Origin of the sequence: Enterovibrio litoreus, from assembly GCF_045679545.1 — a bacterium.
Lineage (GTDB): Bacteria > Pseudomonadota > Gammaproteobacteria > Enterobacterales > Vibrionaceae > Enterovibrio.
The window spans coordinates 2,878,903-2,895,671 of the sequence record NZ_CP166194.1; the positions used below are offsets into that span (position 1 = coordinate 2,878,903).

Consider the following 16,769-nt stretch of genomic DNA (forward strand, 5'->3'; position numbering starts at 1 on the left):
AAGGCTTAATTTCCTTTTAAACGCTGTTCCAAGAATGGGGTCAGTTCGTTGTGAGCACGACGCAACAGGGTTTCTGTATCCTGCCAGTCAATGCACGCATCAGTAATAGACACTCCGTAAGCCATCTCTTCACGCGGTAGATCCGCAGATTGATTTCCTTCATGGATGTTACTTTCAATCATCAGACCGATAACAGATTGGTTACCTTCACGGATTTGATGAAAAACATCTTCAGCGACAAGCGGCTGACGACGGAAATCTTTGCGAGAATTAGCATGGCTGCAGTCTACCATCAGAGAAGCTTCAAGCCCTGCCTGTTCCATCTCATTTTCGCATTCGGTCACAGAGACTGAGTCGTAGTTTGTTTGCTTACCTCCACGCAAGATGACATGCCCGTCTGGGTTCCCTTGCGTGGTGAGCAGCGCGACCTGCCCTTCTTTATTAATACCCATAAAGCGGTGACCCGATGAAGCCGCTTTCATTGCATTAATCGCGGTAGAAAGACTTCCATCCGTACCATTTTTAAAGCCAATAGGCATGGAAAGACCACTCGCCATTTCTCGGTGAGTTTGTGATTCAGTGGTGCGCGCGCCGATTGCCGCCCAACTAAAGAGATCACCAAGGTATTGAGGGCTAATTGGATCAAGCGCTTCCGTTGCTAGTGGCAGACCCATATCTGAAAGCGTAATCAACAACTTGCGCGCTTTATGCAAGCCCGCTTCAACATCGAATGAACCATCGAGATGCGGATCGTTTATCAACCCCTTCCAGCCCACTGTCGTGCGCGGCTTTTCAAAGTAAACACGCATGACGATGTAGAGCTGATCGCTAAGTTCCTCGGACAACGCTTTCAATTGTTTAGCGTAAGCAATAGCAGCCTCGGTATCATGAATAGAGCAAGGTCCACACACGACAAGCAAACGATGATCTTTCTTATGAATAATATTCGCGATGTCATCACGTGACTTAGAGATAAATGCCAACGTTTCTTCTTTTACCGGCAGTTTTTGGCGCAACTGCTCTGGCGTTATCAGTACCGTTTCATCCTGAATGTGTACGTTCGTCAGCAGATCTCTTTCCATAATCACTCTTCCCTTACTAATTCTTTTCACACGTAATCGTATTAAACAGCGTGGTTTTCGCTGTAGATGTCACACACCTTATCAATCTGAAGAGAGATTGCAAGCATTCGTAAAGATAAAGTAACAATGTAAATCTAAATTTACACGCTGTGATTTTTACGTGTAAATATAGTAAAGGAGGGTTATAGCCGTCGAACGGAGAGATAGAATGTGGAAACTAAAATGAACAAAGGCCACGGAGTGACCTTTGAGATGGAATCGAATTAACCGTCAATTAAAAGGTTTGATCAGCAGATTGAAAATCCTCAAAGCCACGTCGCCATTGCATCTGAAAGCGCATACCATCTTCTTGATTGGCACAGACACCAAGGTATTGCATGCCAGACAAACCAATGTCGTAAGCATTGTTTACATCGCAATAGCGATCAATACCTTCGTTATAACCTGCTTCATAATCGCCAACGTCTACATGTTGAACGCCCGCTTTACTTGCCAATTCATCCAGATCAGACATCGAACGAGAAGGTAAGCCTCGTACACCGTCGCGCTCACCTACCGCCTGCCAGTCACCTTTTTGAACCAATGACTCCGTTGCTTCGATATTCACACAACCAACCAACAGTAACGCCAGTAGCGACGTCAGGAATTTATTCAACATCCTGTTCCTCAAATTATTATTAAAACGGGAAAGGCTCACTATAAACCAATCCCTCTCGATTGACTGCGATTTACTGAAGCAATCAAGTGTTATCGATCAATTATCATTTATTTTCATGCTTTTGAGTTTGAATGACAAAGCAACAAACAGCACACCAAACACAAATGCGTAAGTTGCGATGACCCAAACCAATGCTGCCGCACCTGCGGCGGGATTGCTCATCAAAAAGCCGCCAAACAAGATAGAAATAATGCCGCCAACGATCAAAAGCCACTCGCCTGTAATTTCTTTACGAAGTCTGATAGCAGTAATGATTTCTAACACCCCTTTTACGATGGCCCAAACCGCTATATAGAAAAGCAAAGCAACGGCGGTCAGACCTGGTACGGCGAACGTCATGATCCCTGCAGCTATGCCGACAACACCCCAAAGCAATAGCACCACCCAATTGTCATGATCTTTTCGCTCAACCAAAGCGGTCCAAACTTGCAAACTGCCGTCTACAAACGCATAGATACCAAAGACCAATACCAAGGTTTCAATCGACTCGCCTGGCGGCAAGGTCCACATCATAAAACCAAAAATAATCGCGGCAATACCACGTAATAGCAACACCCACCAGTTACGGGACAATGCGCCAACCATTTGCTTCGCCAGTGCTTCTGTTGAATCCATCAACGATCTCCTTTATTGACTCTTCGATTGATATACCCAGACAAGGTCAAAATTAGCGGGTATAACCCAAGCAGAAAACCAAGCTAACAACGAATAACATAGCGTCGGTAAGATGCTGACTAACCCTAAGAGTGAAGACGGATTTACATCAGCCTGATGTTTTATCTTTGAAACCAAATGAATATTGCAGAAGAAAGGAAAAATTGCGGAGGTGAACAGAAACAGATTCACGAAGACAGACAGATAGATAGATAGATAGATAGATAGAGGCAGGCGACAAGCAACCTGCCAAAAGAAAAAGCCAATGTTAGCCAAGCAAGTCGCGCTTGATCTCTTGCCACGAGCGCGCCACATACGTTGGTGAAACCGATTCAGGCGTGGGTTTTCCCTCACTATTCAACCAATACGTATCGATACCCGCATTATAGCCACCAAGGATATCGGAATCAGGGTTGTCGCCCACCATCAAGATGCGCGACTTGTCAGGTTGACCCATTTTCTCAAACGCAAGCTCGAAAATAGCCACATCAGGCTTAGCGAGGCCCACCTCTTCCGAAATCACCACTAAGTCGAAATATTCGCCTAACTGTGTTTTTTCCAAACGAATTTGCTGAAGCTGGGTAAAGCCATTGGTGATAATACCGAGCTTAGCCTTTTTGGCGAGTGCTGGAATGATTTCACGCACGCCTTCAAGCGGCTGACACACATCCGCCATGGCATTCAAAAACTGGCGATTCAATTCTGCGGGGGAAACATCTAGTCTTTCAGACCAGAGAAGGAAGCGATCCTCTTGCAGCTTTTTTGCAGTGATTTCGCCGTTTTGGTATTTGACCCAAAGTGGCTTATTTACCGTTTGGTATTCAGCAAAATCTTGCTGAGAGAAATCGACACCAAGGTCGGCAAACAAGGCTTTTAGCCCAGCGAATGCATCAAATGAAAACAGGGTTTCATCAGCATCAAACAAAATCCAATCGTATTGCACGCGTAATCCTCCGTTGCGACAGAGCATTATACCCAAGCAACCTCAAAATGCTTGTTCATCATATTGAGGTTGTTTGGATATATAGAGGAAAAGGCGAGCCGAACATTTTGCCTTTGAACCCATAAAAGAAAAGCCCGCCAAATGGCGGGCTTTTTCTATCCCAAAAGGGATATAAACGCCGGAGCGATTATTTCTTAGTTAGACGCTCTTTGATACGAGCTGCCTTACCAGAACGCTCACGCAGGTAGTACAGTTTGGCACGACGTACTGCACCGCGACGTTTAACAGTAATGCTGTCAACAACTGGTGAGTGAGTTTGGAATACACGCTCAACGCCTTCACCGTTAGAGATCTTACGAACGGTAAATGCAGAATGCAGACCACGGTTACGTTTCGCGATTACAACACCTTCATAGGCCTGTAGACGTGAACGCTCACCTTCTTTAACTTTAACCTGTACAACAACAGTGTCACCAACGTTGAAGGCAGGGATATCTTGCTTAAGTTGCTCTTCTTCGAGCGCTTTGATGATGTTACTCATTTTCTATACCCTAGAATAAACTGATACTAAGTATGTTTAGGAACTTAAACTGTGTTCTTTAATGAACGCAGCAAGTAGTAATTCCTGTTCGTCAGTCAGAGCTAGGTTTTCCAGGAGCTCTGGTCTTCTGAGCCAGGTTCGGCCTAGCGATTGCTTCAATCGCCAGCGGCGTATGTCCTCATGGTTGCCAGATTTCAGTACCGCGGGTACTTCCAATCCATCCAACACTTCAGGACGTGTGAAGTGTGGGCAATCTAACAAGCCATTTGCGAAAGAATCTTCTTCCGCTGACGCAAAGTCTCCCAGCACACCCGGAACAAACCGAGCGACTGCGTCAACCAAGGTCATGGCAGGCAGTTCACCACCACTGAGCACAAAATCACCAATAGACCATTCTTCATCGACTTCGGTTTGTATAATGCGCTCATCTACCCCTTCGTAGCGTCCACAGATAAGAATCAAGTTCTCGTTCTGCGCCAACTCCTCAACACCCGCTTGGTCAAGCTTTCGGCCTTGAGGTGAAAGGTAAATCACTTTCGCCTTGCCTTTGGCAGTATGTTTGGCAGCGTGAATGGCATCGCGCAAAGGCTGTACCATCATCAACATGCCCGGGCCGCCACCATAAGGTCGATCATCGACCGTACGGTGCTTGTCGTGAGTAAAATCGCGGGGATTCCACGTTTCTACTTCGAGCAGGCCTTTTTTTACCGCCTGGCCAGTTACCCCAAAATCGGTAACAGCACGGAACATTTCAGGAAAAAGGCTGATAATACCAACCCACATCTTTCCGCTCCTATTGCTTTAAATGTTACCCGGGGATTTTAAAATCCAGGATCCCAGTCAACTTCGATCCGTTGAGCAGAGCGATCAATCGACTTGATGACTTGCCCATCGAGGAACGGCACTAGGCGTTCCTTCTGTCCAAAAGCATCTTTCAAGTTTGCAGTTACGACTAACACATCGTTCGAGCCAGTCTCAAGAATGTCAGAGACCTTACCAAGGTTGTAACCTTTGGTAGTGAACACTTCCATGCCGTAGAGCTCGCGCCAGTAGAATTCTTCATCTGACAGCGCAGGCAACGCTTCTGGGTTAACCGCAATTTCGGCATTCGTCATGACCTGGGCGTCTTCACGCTGATCCATGCCTTTCAGTTTGCCAACAAAACCTTGACCGTGGCGTTTCCAGTCTTCAAGACTAAATTCTTGCCACTCGCCATGCACCTTGATAAACCAAGGTGTGTAGTCGAAAATACTTTCAGCATTTTCAGTGTAAGAAAAAACTTTGAGCCAGCCACGGATGCCATAAGAAGCACCTAGCTTGCCTACTACAACCTTTTCTTGCTCACTCATTTCTTCTTTTAACCCTGACACTGATAAATTACGCAGCTTTCGCAGCGTCTTTGATCAGTCGTGCTACGCGGTCAGAAACAGCTGCACCTTCGCCAACCCAATGGGTAACGCGGTCCAGGTCCAAACGCAGTTTCTCTTCTTGACCTTGAGCGATCGGGTTGAAGAAACCAATTTTCTCGATGAAGCGACCGTCGCGAGCTTGGCGGCTGTCGGCAACAACGATTTGATAGAATGGACGCTTTTTAGCGCCGTGACGTGCCAAACGAATGGTTACCATATCGTCCTCTTTGCATTACTGAATTAAATTGGCCCTGCGTAAATACAGGGCCTCGTGCCAAAATAAAGCTCCGGAATTTTACGCTTTCTGTGATCGAATGCAACTGCTTTAGCTAAAAAAGCATCAGTGCAAATAAACAATCAACCACTTAGCAAATCCGGTTGCTTTAGTCTTTTAGACCTAGGTACTTCACATTCCTAGACCTTTAGTTACGTAGCATACGCTTAGCGAGGGAACATGCCACCGCCTCCGCCCATACCACCCATCATGCCTTTCATATTGCGCATCATGTTCTTCATGCCACCCTTTTGCATCTTCTTCATCATTTTCTGCATCTGAGTGAACTGCTTAAGCAAACGGTTTACGTCCTGAACTTGTGTACCAGAACCTGCAGCAATACGCTTTTTACGTGACCCTTTAATCAGGTCCGGACGCGTGCGCTCTTTTGGCGTCATGGAGTTGATGATGGCTTCCATTTGAACGAACATCTTGTCGTCTACTTGGTTTTTCACATCATCAGGGATATTAGACATGCCTGGCAGCTTATCCATCATGCCCATCATGCCGCCCATGTTCTTCATCTGCTGCAGCTGGTCGCGGAAGTCTTGCAGATCAAAGCCTTTCTTCTCTTTGAACTTCTTCGCCAGTTGTTCCGCTTTATCTGTATCAACATTACGTTGCAGATCTTCGATGAGTGACAGAACATCACCCATACCCAAGATACGGCTCGCAATACGGTCAGGATGGAAAGGTTCAAGCGCGTCGGTTTTCTCACCCACACCCAAGAACTTAATCGGCTTACCCGTAATGTGGCGAACAGACAGTGCCGCACCACCACGCGCATCACCATCAACCTTGGTAAGAACTACACCGGTCAGTGGAAGCGCATCGTTGAAAGCTTTTGCAGTATTTGCTGCATCTTGACCTGTCATGGCATCAACCACGAACAAGGTTTCTATCGGGTTAATGGCCGCATGAACGTTTTTGATTTCGTCCATCATGGCTTCATCGACGTGCAGACGACCTGCAGTATCGACAATCACTACGTCGTAGAATTTTAGTTTGCCGTGCGCCAATGCCGCTTTCGCAATATCCACAGGCTTTTGATCGGGCGTTGACGGGAAGAAATCGATGCCAACATCTGTTGCCAATGTTTCAAGCTGTTTGATCGCCGCAGGACGATATACGTCAGCGGAAACCACCAGCACTTTCTTCTTGTGGCGCTCTTTGAGCATTTTACCCAGTTTACCGACGCTGGTTGTTTTACCCGCACCTTGCAAACCTGCCATCAACACAACCGCAGGAGGCTGAGAGGCTAGATCCAACTCAGCATTGGATTCCCCCATCACGGCTTCAAGTTCAGTTTGAACTATCTTGATGAATTCCTGACCCGGCGTCAGGCTTTTAGAGACTTCAAGACCTACCGCGCTTTCTTTTACTTTTTTGACGAAGTCACGCACTACAGGAAGCGCAACATCGGCTTCCAGCAGCGCCATACGTACTTCACGCAGCGTTTCTTTAATATTGTCTTCAGTGAGTCGACCACGACCGCTGATATTCTTCAGCGTTCGGGATAAACGATCCGTTAAGTTCTCAAACATGTCCTACTCGCTCTCTACGCGACGGCACCACAGGGCTGATAGTACTCAGGTGGCGATCAACACAAAATTGCTGGGATTATAACTCATTATAAGCTTGTCTTACATGATGGCGATGACGATGACGATAGTTTTAAAGGCAACAGCTGTCACTTTCTATGTTGTTTGCAAGCGCTAAGACAGCTTACGCTTAAAAGATCAGCAGTGTTACATAGCGACTCTTAGCTGTGCAGGGTATACTAAAACCTTTATTTTTAAGCGATGTTGTTGAAAGACACATGGATATCTTAGTAGCACTCCTTGCCGCACTGCTTTATTTAGCGGCTCTTATGCAGATTGTTCCGGGACTTTCTGGCCCTAACCAGATCCCGGCAAAACGCGTTTTTCTGAGCGCTTGTGGTGCGCTCGCTCTCCATGCCTATCTGATATCAGATCTGATATTTGCCGATGGTGGCCAAAATCTCAGCATCCTCAATGTCGCGTCTTTAATCAGCTTTATTATTGCCGCAATCACTACTGGTCTTCTTTTCAAAATGCGTGTTTGGGTATTGCTGCCCGTCGTATACAGCTTTTCTGCCATTAATCTTACCGCTGCGACCTTGCTCCCAGGGGCTGTCATTTCGCACCTTGAAGCAAACCCACAGGTTCTTTTGCATATATCACTGGCCCTATTCTCTTATTCAACACTCATGATAGCCACGTTATATGCCATACAATTAGCGTGGCTTGATCATCAATTGAAGAGCAAGAAAAAGCTCATGATGAACCCTAATTTACCGCCACTGATGGCGGTAGAACGTCAGTTATTCAACATCATTTTGATTGGTGAAATTTTACTGACGCTAACGCTTATCACCGGCTTTGCATTCGTACACGATATGATTGCCCAAGGTAAAGCGCATAAAGCCGTTTTATCTGCCATGGCATGGTGTGTGTATGGCGGCTTGCTTTGGGGGCATTACCGTTCAGGGTGGCGTGGTCGCCGCGTTATTTGGATCAGTATTGTGGGCGCATTTTTACTGACCCTGGCCTATTTTGGCAGTCGATTTGTACGTGAAGTGATTATTGCTTCGTGATGACAGGGCTGAATTTTCACCATCGCGTTTGACAGCGACTCACATTCTTGCCCTTAATTAGGGCTACTTAAAAAAGAAGGAATTTGTAATTTGGACGACATATCGACGGGAACATTAGCTTCCCTATTGGTATTGCTCATCGTCGTTTCAGCGTATTTCTCCGGTTCCGAAACCGGAATGATGGCGTTAAACCGTTACCGACTTCGGCACCTTTCCAACCAAGGACACAAAGGCGCAAAGCGCGTAGAGAAACTACTCGCCCGTCCAGATAGGCTCATTGGGCTCATCCTTATCGGCAATAACTTGGTCAACATACTGGCTTCAGCGATTGCCACTATATTAGGCATGCGCCTGTATGGTGACTTAGGTGTCGCCATCGCAACCGGTGGTCTCACCTTGGTTATCCTCGTATTTGCAGAAGTCACGCCAAAAACACTTGCCGCGCTCTACCCTGAGCGCGTCTCCTACACCAGCAGCATCTTACTCAACATCCTAATGAAAGTGATGTACCCGCTAGTGTGGTTTATTAACGGCATTACCAATGGTTTCCTACGCTTGCTCGGCTTAACCACTAGCCATGATGGCAGAGACCACCTAAGCTCGGAAGAGCTGCGCACAGTGGTCAATGAAGCGGGGGGATTAATCCCTCGTCGTCACCAAGACATGCTGATCTCAATTCTTGAATTAGAAGAAATTACCGTCAATGACATCATGGTGCCACGCAACGACATCACTGGCATTAATGTTAATGATGATTGGAAAGCCATCATGCGCCAGTTAACGCATGCACCACACGGCAGAATGGTGCTTTATCGTGACAACATTGATGAAGTCGTCGGTATGTTGCGAGTGCGCGAAGCGTATCGCATGATGGTGGAAAATGAGTTCAACAAGGAAAACCTACTGCGAGCTGCGGATGAGGTTTACTACATACCCGAAGGCACACCTCTCAACGTACAAATGCTCAAGTTCCAGCGCAATAAGCAGCGTATCGGCCTTATCGTTGACGAATACGGTGACATTATCGGACTCGTCACATTAGAAGACATTCTGGAAGAAATTATTGGTGAATTCACCACATCACTTTCACCTAGCCTCGCGGAAGAAATCACTGCATTGCCAGACGGCAGTTACATGATTGATGGAACCGCCAACATTCGTGATTTAAACAAGAGTCTCAACTGGGAATTGCCGACAGATGGCCCTCGCACTTTAAACGGATTGATCCTTGAACATTTGGAAGACATTCCAAATAGCCAAGTCAGCATTGAAGTTGAAGGTCATCAAATGGAAATTGTCGAGGTGGCGGAGAACATGATAAAGCAAGTCAAAATACTGCCTGTGCCGAAAGGCGTGAAACTGTAACCCTTCCTTGGTTAAAACATATCTAAGCCAGTGAATCACTGGCTTTTTTCTTCTATCGCCCCACGCAATGACTCACATCTTACGACCGATCCTAGTACTGACTCGAAAAACCGGAAACCACATGTTTTTAATCTCCTCTGTATAAATCATTTGATGATATGCCAAGAACAACAATGCGTTTTCAACACGCTCCCTTTACAAAAAGCCCCATGCTGAGCAGCATGGGGCTTTTTAGCACGCCTTTTTTAACGCATATAGCGACTTACCGAATACGCATTCCCGTTTGCTTATCAAACAGCACCAGCTTTTCTGGGTTGAACGCAAAATGCGTGATATCACCCGGCTTTAAATTCGCATTTGCGGGCATTCTCGCCACCACCTCTTTGCCAGACAGTAAGGTAATCACATAGGTATCAGCACCTGTTGGTTCAGTGACATCCACCTTGCACAATAGCGTTCCTTCACCGCCCTGCTTACTATCAGAGATATCCTCCGGACGCACACCTAGGCTCACCGTTTTACCAACATAAGAGGCCAACTCAGAAAAACCACGGTTAAAGCTGACGACTTGCGCTTCCCCTTCATGCCCATGGATCTCAAGTTGAGTCTGCGAGCTATCTGATGCCTCTACCTTTGCATCAAACAAGTTCATAGAAGGACTCCCCATGAAAGTTGCCACAAACGTATTCGCTGGGTTGTCATACACCTCCGCGGGTGATCCAAGCTGCTGCACCTCACCATCTTTCATGACTGCGATTTTGGTTGCTAGCGTCATGGCTTCAATCTGATCATGAGTCACATAAACAATGGTGGCGTTTAAGCGCTGATGAAGACGTTTAATTTCCGTGCGCATGTCTACCCGTAACTTCGCATCAAGGTTAGACAATGGCTCATCAAACAAGAAAATTTTCGGGTCGCGTACCAGTGCACGCCCCATCGCGACACGTTGCCGTTGACCACCCGACAATTGACCCGGTTTACGCTTGAGTAAGTGCTCAATTTGCAACATGGCTGACACGTCACCAATCAAGCGTTCGCGCTCAGGTTTTGGTACGTGGCGCATTTCCAGACCAAACGAAATATTCTGCGCCACCGTCATGTTGGGATACAAAGCGTAAGACTGAAAGACCATCGCGATATCACGATCAGCGGGATGCAGCGTATTGATCATGTTGTCACCGATCATCACGTCGCCATCACTGATGCTATCAAGCCCTGCAATCATGTTCAGCAATGTTGATTTACCACAACCTGAAGGCCCTACTAGCACCAAAAAATCACCATCATCAATGGCAATATCAATACCCTTTAAAACCTCTATTTGTCCAAACCGTTTTTTTACGTTATTGAGCGTCAAAGATGCCATTGCATTATCCTTTTACTGAGCCCGCCATGAGACCGCGAACGAAGTAGCGCCCGGCCAGGATATAAACCAAAAGCGTGGGAAGTGCAGCAATCATGGCGCCAGCCATGTGCACGTTGTATTCCTTCACACCCGTCGAAGAGTTAACCAGATTATTCAATGCGACCGTGATAGGCGCAGTACCACCTGACGCAAACGACGCGCCAAACAGGAAGTCGTTCCAGATATTTGTGAACTGCCAAATGATCGTCACCACAATTATCGGGCCTGAACTTGGCAATAAAATGCGGAAGAACATTCTAAAGAACCCCGCCCCATCAATCATGGCGGCACGGATCAATTCACTCGGAAAGGCTTCGTAATAATTGCGGAAGAACAATGTCGTAAAACCAACGCCATAAATCACATGCACCAGCACCAAGCCTGCCGTGGTGTTCGCCAAACCAAGCGTGCCTAGAACCTGACTCATGGGTACGAGCACAACCTGAAAGGGGATGAAGCAGCCAAACAGCATGAGACCAAACACCCACCTGTGTCCTCTAAAACGCCACTTGGTCAGCACATACCCGTTCAATGCCCCTAATATGGTCGACATCAAGACACCTGGCACAGTGATCATAATGGAGTTCAAGAAGTACCCATTAATTCCCTCACAGGTCAGGCCAATGCAGGCTGAACCCCAAGCTGAAATCCAAGGTTCAATTGTCCAAACCTGAGGGAGTGCCAACATGTTGCCCTGACGAATTTCATCCAACTCTTTAAACGAGGTTACCAGCATGACAAACAAAGGAAGCAAGTACATGCAGGCGAACACAGTCAAGGTGATGTAAATCAACGCCCGCCAAAAACGTGCGCCTTGAAAAGGAGAACTGTTTTCCTTACTGCTCATGCTTTTTCTCCTTCAACTCGCTATAGAGATACGGCACGATAATCGCGGCGATGGTCATTAACATGATGATGGCACTCGCGGAACCCACTGCCATTTGGTTACGGGAGAAGGTGTAGGAATACATAAAGGTAGCAGGCATTTCCGTGGCATTTCCTGGGCCACCGCCTGTCAACGCAATGACCAAGTCATAGCTCTTTATCGCCATGTGGGCGAGCACGATGAAGGCACTGAGAAACACCGGACGTAGCTGCGGAATAATGATCCGTCGATACATTTGAAAGGCTGATGCGCCATCAAGTTGCGCGGCTTTCAGCATTTCACTGTCAATACCACGAAGGCCGGCAAGGAACATTGCCATCACAAAACCAGAGGTCTGCCAGACCCCGGCAATCACCACGGTGTAGATCGCCATGTCGGGATTGATCAGCCAATCGAAGCTAAAACTTTCCCAGCCCATCTCTCGCATGGTTTTCTCAAGCCCAAGCCCGGGATTGAGGAACCATTTCCACGCCGTACCCGTCACAATAAAACTCAGCGCCATGGGGTAGAGAAAAATGGGTCGTAATGCACCTTCTATACGGATTTTCTGGTCGAGCAAGATAGCGAGAAATAACCCCAGCGCACAGCAAATCACGATGTACAAAATACCGAAGATGGCGAGGTTTTCCAGCGCCACATTCCAGTTCAGGCTATTCCACAATTTTTCATAGGGCCGCAAACCATCTAGGTTGTAGTTGGGCAGCATGCGCGAGGTGCTAAAAGAGATGTACGTTGTCCATGCAATAAAGCCATAGACAAAGAAAAGTATCAGCGCGAAGGAAGGCGCGATGACGATTTTAGGGAGCAACTGCTGCCAAAATTGGCGAGAGCTGTACTTTCCAGGAGAAGACATAAATCGATCCTTGAAGCGAAGGGTAACAAAATGCGAGGTTCACGAGACAGGAGAAGCCTTCTATCTGAGGGAGATAGAAGGCGCATTCGACACACGAATGGTCACCCTCTCGTTCCTCGCTACTGCTATCGATTCCCTACTGCGCGTCTTGCACCGCAGAGACCAAAGCTTTTGTCGCTTGTTTGGAATCCATGCCACCATTGAAGTGATTAGTCACCACATCATAAACGGCATTTTTCACTGCTGCAGGTGCAGCGTGACCGTGGGCCATACTGCCGACCAAGGTATCATTTTTGTTGGCCTCAGCCAGATCGGCCATGCCTTTCTGACCGCAAGCGTCAAACGCTTCATTTGATACGTCAGTACGGGCTGGCACTGAGCCTTTCACCACGTTAAATGCCGACTGAAAGGTCGGCGACATAATGGCTTTTGCCATTTCTTGCTGGGCTTTTGATTCGCCCACATCAAACATCACAAATTGGTCAGCATTGAAGGTCACCATGCCTTGCGTGCCCGGCATACGGAAACACAAGAAATCTTCATTGGGTTTCATGCCCGCTTTGAGAAACTCGCCTTTGGCCCAGTCACCCATAATTTGCATGCCCGCTTTGTTTTCAATCACCATCGCAGATGCCAAGTTCCAATCACGACCTGGGAAGTTCTTATCTACGTAACCGCGAAGCTGAGACATACGATCAAACACCTTCACCATGGTGTCTGAACCTAACGCATCCGGATCAAGATCAATCATGGCCTTGCGATAGAAATCGATGCCGCCGGTCGTTAACACCACGCCATCAAACAGGGTTGCGTCTTGCCAAGCTTGCCCACCGTGAGCCAGCGGGATGTACCCTGCTGCTTTCAGTTTATCCAGCGCACTAATCAACTCGTCCCACGTTTGCGGCTGTTTGACACCCACTTCATCAAGCAACTTTTTGTTGGCCCAAATCCAGTTAGTCGAATGGACATTAACAGGTGCAGAAACCCATTTTCCGTCGTACTTAGAAAAGCGCTGCAATGCACTAGGCACTTTATCGTTCCAGCCTTCCGCTTCTGCAACACTGTTAAGGTTGGCTACCACATCTTCTGCGGCCCAATCTTGAATATCGAAACCCAGCATTTGCACCGCCGTCGGTGGGTTTCCAGACGTCACTCGAGCACGCAACACCGTCATGGCATTGCCACCACCACCACCCGCGACAGGCATGTCTTGCCAACCAATACCCTGCGTCGCAAGATCGTCTTTCAAAACGTTAAGCGCTGCCGCTTCGCCGCCAGACGTCCACCAGTGCAATACTTCTACATCTTCTGCCTGCACGACCGCTGCGGATAACAGCAAAGTACCTGCAAGTGGCAGGGTTTGAATCATGTTGCGTTTTCTCATGATAGTAGTCCCATTAGTATCATTGACCTGCGTTTACTGCGGCCTTCCTTTTGTTGTTGGGAAAACTTAGGCCAGTCCTCTAGCCTTTTCTTCCCGCCGAACAACATGACGAACGAATCACCAGTTCCACACCCACGAGGGCACTTTCGGGCACTTTTTGGTTCTCTCGCCATTGCTGTAATCTTTCACATGCCATCAGGCCAATCTCTTCTGCACTCACCCTTACCGTCGTCAGCGCAGGTGACATCAGTCGACTGTCTTCCAAATCATCAAATCCGACCACGGCTATGTCTTTTCCGGGGGTTAACCCTCGCTCGCGCAATGCGGTATACGCGCCGTAAGCCACCACATCCGTAAAACAAACAATCGCGGTGATCTCTGGTGCGCGGTCTAACACCCGGTTCAGCGCAATTTTCCCGCCTTGGCGCTTGGTCGAACTTGGCTCAATATCGCCAGGCATCACAGACAGGCCGGCTTCATCCATGGCTTGCATAAAGCCTTGCTTGCGCTCTTGATAATCAGATATCGCCTCAATCCCGCCAATAAACGCAATGCGCTGGTGCCCAAGACCAATCAAGTATCGGGTTGATAAAAACATTCCCAGACGATTGTCTGGCATCACCGTTGGCACTTGGGCCCCCACCACATCACGCATCAAGCACACGACAGGATGTGTGGCGTCCGCTAACGCATGCAGCCATTTGGCATCAGTATCTGGCGCAGGCGTAATAAAAAAACCCGCGACGTTGTGTTCTTTAAGCGAAGCCACCATAGCGGTTTGCCGTACCACACTTTCATTGATATTAACCACGACAGGCATAAAGCCTTGGCGCTCTAACTGCCCCTCAAGCGCAATGATGACTTGCGCCAAATAAGGATTAGCCAAATCGTTTGCCACAATGGCGACGAGATTTGACTCTTTGTTTCTCAGCCCTGCCGCGTCGCGGTTGTAGACATAGCCCAGCTGACCTATCGCCTGATTCACTTTTTCGACAGTTTCCGCTTTTACGCCAGCATTACCGCGAAGCACTAAAGAAACCGTGGATTTGGAAACACCCGCTGCCTTGGCAACATCAATCACAGTGGCCTTTCGTCCACTGGAATGTCGTGTTTTTTTACTCTCAGCCACGGTGGACGCCCCTCAAATTGTCAGATGCCATCCAATGAAAAAAGTTATCTTTCAATTACAAATATATGCGAGCTATTACAATGAAAGGTTAAAAAATAAACTGGAACGTTCCAATAAAGGTAGTATATTTGTGCAAATAGGTTGCAATAATGTTAAAAGCAAAGCCAAAAACAAGCGCCATGTCACGCGATGAAATGAGAGCTTGTTAAGGTATTCATGGATGTAAGACAGGAAAGGAGGGCGCATGGCTCTTTCCACACAAAATCTTCCCGAGCAAATTCGTGATTTTAAACGAGCATTGAAGGCGCAATGTCCCGACTACAAGCGCCGATTTGATGACATATCCAAAGCCATGGAAGCAGAAATTGCGCGTATTAAACGTGAAGAAAGTGAAGGCTCTGCCATCCCACAGTTTGCGTTTTCTGATATTGCAGAGGGTGGCTTTACCGACGAACAACGTCAGCGTGTGCATCAAGCGGGTTGCTGTATTATTCGCAACACCTTGCCCGAAGAAGAAGTGAGCAGCCACAACGATGCGCTTTCTCGCTACATCATTGAGAATGGCTACTACGAACACATACCGACCGTCGAAGACAATTATTTCAGTCAGCTGAAATCCGACAAACCACAGATCTTTGGGATCTATTGGTCTCCTGCCCAGATCTGGGCTAGACAGCATCCAAATATGGCAGTGGCTCGTCGTCATCTGAATCATTTATGGACATGGCAGGACAAGGGCAAAACCTTTTTCAACCCAGACTTGGAAGCCAGCTACGCCGATCGTGTCCGTCGGCGCGAACCGGGCGATGCCACGTTAGGCTTATCACCGCATGTGGACTCAGGCTCAGTCGAACGTTGGATAGAACCCCACTATCGCGAGGTCTACCGTGATATTTTTCAAGGTGACTGGCAGCAATACAATGCGTTTTATGGTGCTAATCGCATTGAAGTGGAAGAGTTCCCGTCGCCCGCTGTTTGCAGTGTATTTCGCACCTTTCAAGGCTGGGTCGCATTAACACAACAAGGTAAAGGCGATGGCACGTTACGCATGGTGCCATCGACACTCGCTATTCCTTATATGTTGCTCCGAGCCATTCAAGACGATGTGCCAGAAGATGATTTGTGTGGTGCAGCACCCGGGCGAGCGCTGACTGTTTTTGAGCAGTGGCATCCGCTGCTATTTGAAGGATTGGTGTCTATTCCGGTGGTGCGTCCAGGCGACACAGTGTGGTGGCATCCCGATACCATTCATGCCGTCGAAGATAAGCACAATGGCGATGGCTACAGCAATGTACTGTTCATCGGCGCGGCGCCGGATTGTGAGAAGAACCGCCACTTTTTAGAAAAGCAACGCAGCGCGTTTCTCAAAGGGGAGAGCTGCCCAGACTTTGCGCCCGAGCACCATGAGCGCGCCTATCAAGGCAGAGCCACAGAAGATGACCTGAGTGAACTCGGTCGACGCCAAATGGGATTTGATTGACTCGCAAAGCAATTAATCCGTTAGGCGAA

The 16,769-nt window shown here is 47.7% G+C and carries 17 protein-coding genes; 3 read left to right on the forward strand and 14 right to left on the reverse strand.

What is annotated here, in order from left to right; genetic code table 11:
- Positions 1 to 5: 5 nt before the first annotated feature.
- From AB8599_RS12705 to ffh, 9 genes are all read right to left on the reverse strand, one after another.
- Positions 6 to 1,082: a 3-deoxy-7-phosphoheptulonate synthase gene (locus tag AB8599_RS12705; RefSeq protein WP_407331273.1), complete on the reverse strand. Its 1,077-nt coding sequence runs from the start codon at positions 1,080 to 1,082 to the stop codon at positions 6 to 8.
- A gap of 274 nt (positions 1,083 to 1,356) precedes the next feature.
- Entirely contained in the window at positions 1,357 to 1,740 is a 384-nt protein-coding gene (locus AB8599_RS12710) for a DUF2799 domain-containing protein (protein WP_407331274.1), read from the reverse strand.
- Positions 1,741 to 1,836: 96 nt separating this feature from the next.
- The gene (locus AB8599_RS12715; protein WP_407331275.1) at positions 1,837 to 2,415 is read right to left on the reverse strand and encodes an HdeD family acid-resistance protein; all 579 of its coding nucleotides are present in this window, start codon (positions 2,413 to 2,415) and stop codon (positions 1,837 to 1,839) included.
- Positions 2,416 to 2,722: 307 nt separating this feature from the next.
- Entirely contained in the window at positions 2,723 to 3,397 is a 675-nt protein-coding gene (gene yjjG / locus AB8599_RS12720) for a pyrimidine 5'-nucleotidase (RefSeq protein WP_407331276.1), read from the reverse strand.
- Positions 3,398 to 3,584: 187 nt separating this feature from the next.
- Positions 3,585 to 3,938 carry a 50S ribosomal protein L19 gene (gene rplS, locus AB8599_RS12725; RefSeq protein WP_407331277.1) on the reverse strand — a complete coding sequence of 118 codons (354 nt, stop codon included), beginning with the start codon at positions 3,936 to 3,938 and terminating at the stop codon, positions 3,585 to 3,587.
- Positions 3,939 to 3,974: 36 nt separating this feature from the next.
- The gene (trmD, locus tag AB8599_RS12730) at positions 3,975 to 4,721 is read right to left on the reverse strand and encodes a tRNA (guanosine(37)-N1)-methyltransferase TrmD (RefSeq protein WP_407331278.1); all 747 of its coding nucleotides are present in this window, start codon (positions 4,719 to 4,721) and stop codon (positions 3,975 to 3,977) included.
- 38 nt (positions 4,722 to 4,759) lie between these two features.
- Positions 4,760 to 5,287 (reverse strand): ribosome maturation factor RimM, encoded by a 528-nt coding sequence (gene rimM, locus AB8599_RS12735; protein WP_407331279.1) that lies wholly within the window; start codon positions 5,285 to 5,287, stop codon positions 4,760 to 4,762.
- Positions 5,288 to 5,315: 28 nt separating this feature from the next.
- Positions 5,316 to 5,564: a 30S ribosomal protein S16 gene (rpsP, locus tag AB8599_RS12740; protein WP_016958167.1), complete on the reverse strand. Its 249-nt coding sequence runs from the start codon at positions 5,562 to 5,564 to the stop codon at positions 5,316 to 5,318.
- Between the two features lie 224 nt (positions 5,565 to 5,788).
- Positions 5,789 to 7,165, reverse strand: a complete 1,377-nt coding sequence (gene ffh / locus AB8599_RS12745; protein WP_407331280.1) for a signal recognition particle protein — start codon at positions 7,163 to 7,165, stop codon at positions 5,789 to 5,791.
- 275 nt (positions 7,166 to 7,440) lie between these two features.
- On the opposite strand from ffh, the gene AB8599_RS12750 reads away from it, so the two are divergent.
- Both AB8599_RS12750 and AB8599_RS12755 read left to right on the forward strand, forming a co-directional pair.
- Positions 7,441 to 8,238, forward strand: coding sequence for an inner membrane protein YpjD (locus AB8599_RS12750; protein ID WP_407331281.1), 798 nt, complete (start codon positions 7,441 to 7,443; stop codon positions 8,236 to 8,238).
- Positions 8,239 to 8,328: 90 nt separating this feature from the next.
- Positions 8,329 to 9,603 carry an HlyC/CorC family transporter gene (locus AB8599_RS12755; protein ID WP_407331282.1) on the forward strand — a complete coding sequence of 425 codons (1,275 nt, stop codon included), beginning with the start codon at positions 8,329 to 8,331 and terminating at the stop codon, positions 9,601 to 9,603.
- 262 nt (positions 9,604 to 9,865) lie between these two features.
- On the opposite strand, the gene AB8599_RS12760 is transcribed toward AB8599_RS12755, so the two are convergent.
- From AB8599_RS12760 to AB8599_RS12780, 5 genes are all read right to left on the reverse strand, one after another.
- Positions 9,866 to 10,969 (reverse strand): ABC transporter ATP-binding protein, encoded by a 1,104-nt coding sequence (locus AB8599_RS12760; RefSeq protein ID WP_407331283.1) that lies wholly within the window; start codon positions 10,967 to 10,969, stop codon positions 9,866 to 9,868.
- 4 nt (positions 10,970 to 10,973) lie between these two features.
- Positions 10,974 to 11,855, reverse strand: a complete 882-nt coding sequence (locus tag AB8599_RS12765; RefSeq protein WP_407331284.1) for a carbohydrate ABC transporter permease — start codon at positions 11,853 to 11,855, stop codon at positions 10,974 to 10,976.
- On the reverse strand, positions 11,845 to 12,747 hold the full coding sequence (locus tag AB8599_RS12770; RefSeq protein ID WP_407331285.1) for a carbohydrate ABC transporter permease: 903 nt from the start codon (positions 12,745 to 12,747) through the stop codon (positions 11,845 to 11,847). Before AB8599_RS12770 ends, AB8599_RS12765 begins: the two co-directional genes overlap by 11 nt.
- A gap of 136 nt (positions 12,748 to 12,883) precedes the next feature.
- On the reverse strand, positions 12,884 to 14,131 hold the full coding sequence (locus AB8599_RS12775) for an ABC transporter substrate-binding protein (RefSeq protein WP_407331286.1): 1,248 nt from the start codon (positions 14,129 to 14,131) through the stop codon (positions 12,884 to 12,886).
- A gap of 79 nt (positions 14,132 to 14,210) precedes the next feature.
- The gene (locus tag AB8599_RS12780; RefSeq protein ID WP_407333220.1) at positions 14,211 to 15,212 is read right to left on the reverse strand and encodes a LacI family DNA-binding transcriptional regulator; all 1,002 of its coding nucleotides are present in this window, start codon (positions 15,210 to 15,212) and stop codon (positions 14,211 to 14,213) included.
- 292 nt (positions 15,213 to 15,504) lie between these two features.
- Between AB8599_RS12780 and AB8599_RS12785 the strand changes: the two genes are divergently transcribed.
- Complete coding sequence (locus AB8599_RS12785) at positions 15,505 to 16,740, forward strand: YbiU family protein (RefSeq protein ID WP_407331287.1); 1,236 nt, start codon at positions 15,505 to 15,507, stop codon at positions 16,738 to 16,740.
- The last annotated feature ends 29 nt before the right edge of the window (positions 16,741 to 16,769 follow it).